The sequence below is a fragment of the Methylobacterium sp. WL116 genome, assembly GCF_008039455.1.
Taxonomy (GTDB): Bacteria; Pseudomonadota; Alphaproteobacteria; order Rhizobiales; family Beijerinckiaceae; genus Methylobacterium.
The window spans coordinates 1-3,834 of sequence record NZ_VRUV01000442.1 but is presented as its reverse complement, the minus strand read 5'-3'; the positions used below and the strand labels follow the sequence as shown (position 1 = coordinate 3,834).

1 protein-coding gene is annotated in these 3,834 nt (G+C 67.8%); it reads left to right on the top strand.

What is annotated here, in order from left to right:
• Nucleotides 1–422 precede the first annotated feature (422 nt).
• Nucleotides 423–3,834, top strand: a 3,412-nt coding sequence (locus FV223_RS22340) for a vitamin B12-dependent ribonucleotide reductase (protein WP_147729051.1), incomplete at its 3' end; no start/stop codon positions are given.

The window sequence follows — 3,834 nt, the reverse complement described above, 5'->3', positions numbered from 1 at the left end:
GCGCCACAGGAAGGACGGGACGTCGTTCTCCTCGACCCTTTTCAGGCGCGGCGGCGCGGCGCGGGCGTTTTCGGGCGCCCCGACGACGCTGTGGACGCAAAAATTTTCCGCGCGAAATCCAGGAGGCGGAAACAGCACTTACGGCCGGCGCCGACTTATCCACAATTTTACCGCCAAGACCACAACATCTAGCGTGGAACCGGGAGGCCAAACACCACTTGTTGACGTGAAGGCCGGCCCGGCGTTAATGTCCGGGTCATGGTTCGGGAGCGCCGATCCGTTCGATCCGTGCGCGTCCAGCCACCTTCTTACCAACGTCGGCCGATCCGGGCAGCGTCGCTTCAGGCGCCCGGATTCGGCTCTTCGGGTCTCCGGATTCAACCCCGGGGCGCCTCTGCGCCTCGTCGGGAGAGGTGCGTCTCATGCGGTTCGAGCGTCGTTACACCACGTCCGGTTCCTCGCCTTATGCGGCGATCCCGTTCCGCAAGGCACTGTCCGAGATCCGCAACCCGGACGGCTCGACCGTCTTCCGCCTCGACGGGATCTCGGTGCCCGAGAGCTGGAGCCAGGTCGCGAGCGACGTGCTGGCGCAGAAGTACTTCCGCAAGGCCGGCGTGCCGGCGCGCCTGAAAAGGGTCGAGGAGAACGACGTCCCGTCCTTCCTGTGGCGCTCGGTGCCGGACGAGGCGGCGCTCGGCGAGCTGCCCGAGGCCGAGCGCACCGGCTCCGAGACGTCGGCGACGCAGGTGTTCGACCGCCTGGCCGGCTGCTGGACCTACTGGGGCTGGAAGGGCGGCTACTTCACCTCTGAGGAGGACGCCTCCGCGTTCCTCGACGAGCTGCGCTTCATGCTCGCCAAGCAGATGGTCGCGCCGAACTCGCCGCAATGGTTCAACACCGGCCTGCATTGGGCCTACGGCATCGACGGCCCGGCCCAGGGCCATTACTACGTCGACTACCGCAGCGGCGAGCTGACCAAGTCCGCCTCGTCCTACGAGCACCCGCAGCCGCATGCCTGCTTCATCCAGGGCGTGCAGGACGACCTCGTCAACGAGGGCGGCATCATGGACCTGTGGGTCCGCGAGGCGCGCCTGTTCAAGTACGGCTCCGGCACCGGCTCGAATTTTTCGATGCTTCGTGGAGAAAACGAAAAACTCGGCGGCGGCGGCAAGTCGTCCGGCCTGATGTCCTTCCTCAAGATCGGCGACCGGGCGGCCGGCGCGATCAAGTCCGGCGGCACCACCCGGCGCGCGGCCAAGATGGTCATCGTCGACATCGACCACCCGGACATCGAGCAGTACATCGACTGGAAGGTGAAGGAGGAGCAGAAGGTCGCCGCGCTGGTGACCGGCTCCAAGATCGTCTCCAAGCACCTCGCCGCGGTGATGAAGGCCTGCACCCAGTGCGAGGCGGAAGGCGACGCCTGCTTCGACCCCGAGCGCAACCCGGCCCTGAAGAAGGCCGTGAAGGCCGCCCGCAAGGACGCCGTGCCGGATTCCTACACCAAGCGGGTGATCCAGTTCGCCCGCCAAGGCTTCACCAAGATCGACTTCCCGGTCTACGACACCGACTGGGACTCGGAGGCCTACCTCACGGTGGCCGGCCAGAACTCCAACAACTCGGTCTCGCTGACCGACGACTTCCTGCGCGCGGTCGAGACCGACGCGCCCTGGGAGCTGAAGGCCCGCACCACCGGCAAGACGACCAAGACCCTGCCGGCGCGCGAGCTGTGGGAGAAGATCGGCGAGGCGGCCTGGGCCTCGGCTGATCCGGGCCTGCACTTCAACACCACGATGAACGACTGGCACACCTGCCCGACCGGCGGGCGGATCCGGGCCTCGAACCCGTGCTCCGAGTACATGTTCCTCGACGACACCGCCTGCAACCTGGCCTCGGCCAACCTGCTGACGATGTACGACCGCCAGACCAAGCAGTTCGACGTCGAGGCGTTCGAGCACCTCAACCGCCTCTGGACGGTGGTGCTCGAGATCTCGGTGACGATGGCGCAGTTCCCGTCGAAGGAGATCGCCGAGCTCTCCTACAGGTACCGCACGCTCGGCCTCGGCTACGCCAACATCGGCGGCCTGCTGATGACGATGGGCCTGCCCTACGACTCGGATAAGGGCCGGGCGCTGGCCGGCGCGCTGACCGCGATCATGACCGGCGTGTCCTACGCCACCTCGGCCGAGATGGCCGCGGAGCTCGGGGCCTTTCCGGCCTACGAGGACAACGCGGACGCCATGCTCAAGGTGATCCGCAACCACCGCCGCGCGGCGCACGGCGAGGCGGAGGGCTACGAGTTCCTCTCGATCGCCCCGGTGCCGCTCGACCACGCCAACATCCCGCAGGGCAATCTCGGCGACCACGCCCGCGCCGCCTGGGACCGCGCCCTGCGGCTCGGCGAGGAGCACGGCTATCGCAACGCGCAGGCGACGGTGCTGGCGCCGACCGGCACGATCGGCCTCGTCATGGATTGCGACACCACCGGCATCGAGCCCGACTTCGCCCTGGTGAAGTTCAAGAAGCTCGCCGGCGGCGGCTACTTCAAGATCATCAACCAGGCCGCGCCGGATGCGCTGCGCGCGCTCGGCTACCGCGAATCCGAGATCGCCGAGATCGAGGCCTACGCGGTCGGCCACGGCTCGATGGGCCAGGCGCCGGCGATCAACCCGGGCTCCCTGCGGGCCAAGGGCTTCACCGACGACAAGATCGCCGCGATCGAGGCGGGCCTGAAGTCGGCCTTCGACATCAAGTTCGTGTTCAACCGCTGGACGTTGGGCGACGCCTTCCTCACCGACACCCTGAAGGTGCCGGCGGACAGGCTCTCCGACCCGACCTTCGAGCTGCTGCCGTTCCTCGGCTTCTCGCGGAAGGACGTCGAGGCCGCCAACACCCACATCTGCGGGGCGATGACGCTCGAGGGCGCGCCGGGGCTGAAGCAGGAGCACTACGCGGTGTTCGACTGCGCCAACCCGTGCGGGCGGATCGGCAAGCGCTACCTCTCGGTCGACAGCCACATCCGCATGATGGCGGCGGCGCAGCCCTTCATCTCGGGGGCGATCTCCAAGACCATCAACATGCCCAACGACGCCACGGTCGAGGATTGCAAGGCGGCCTACACCCTGTCCTGGCGCCTGGCGCTCAAGGCCAACGCGCTCTACCGCGACGGCTCCAAGCTGTCGCAGCCGCTGAACTCGGCCCTGATCCAGGACGAGGACGACGAGGAGGACATGGTCGAGGCGCTGGTGCAGGCGCCGGCCGCCGCCAAGGCGACGCAGCTCGCCGAACGAATCGTCGAGCGGGTGATCGAGCGGGTCGAGCGCATCCGCTCGCGCGAGAAGCTGCCGCACCGGCGCAAGGGCTACACCCAGAAGGCCGTCGTCGGCGGCCACAAGGTCTACCTGCGCACCGGCGAGTACGACGACGGCCGCATCGGCGAGATCTTCATCGACATGCACAAGGAGGGCGCCGCCTTCCGAAGCCTGATGAACAACTTCGCCATCGCGATCTCGCTCGGGCTCCAGTACGGCGTGCCGCTCGAGGAATACGTCGAGGCCTTCACCTTCACCCGCTTCGAGCCGGCGGGCTTCGTGCAGGGCAACGACGCGATCAAGAACGCGACCTCTATCCTCGACTACGTCTTCCGCGAGCTGGCGATCTCGTACCTCGCCCGCATGGACCTCGCCCATGTCGACCCCTCCGAGATCGGCTCGACCGTGCTCGGCGGCGGCGAGGGCGACACCACCCGCGAGGCGGGCAAGCCGCAGCAGACGGCCGCCAGCGTCGTCTCCCGCGGTCTGCTGCGCGGCTCGGCCGACCGGCTGACCCTGATCC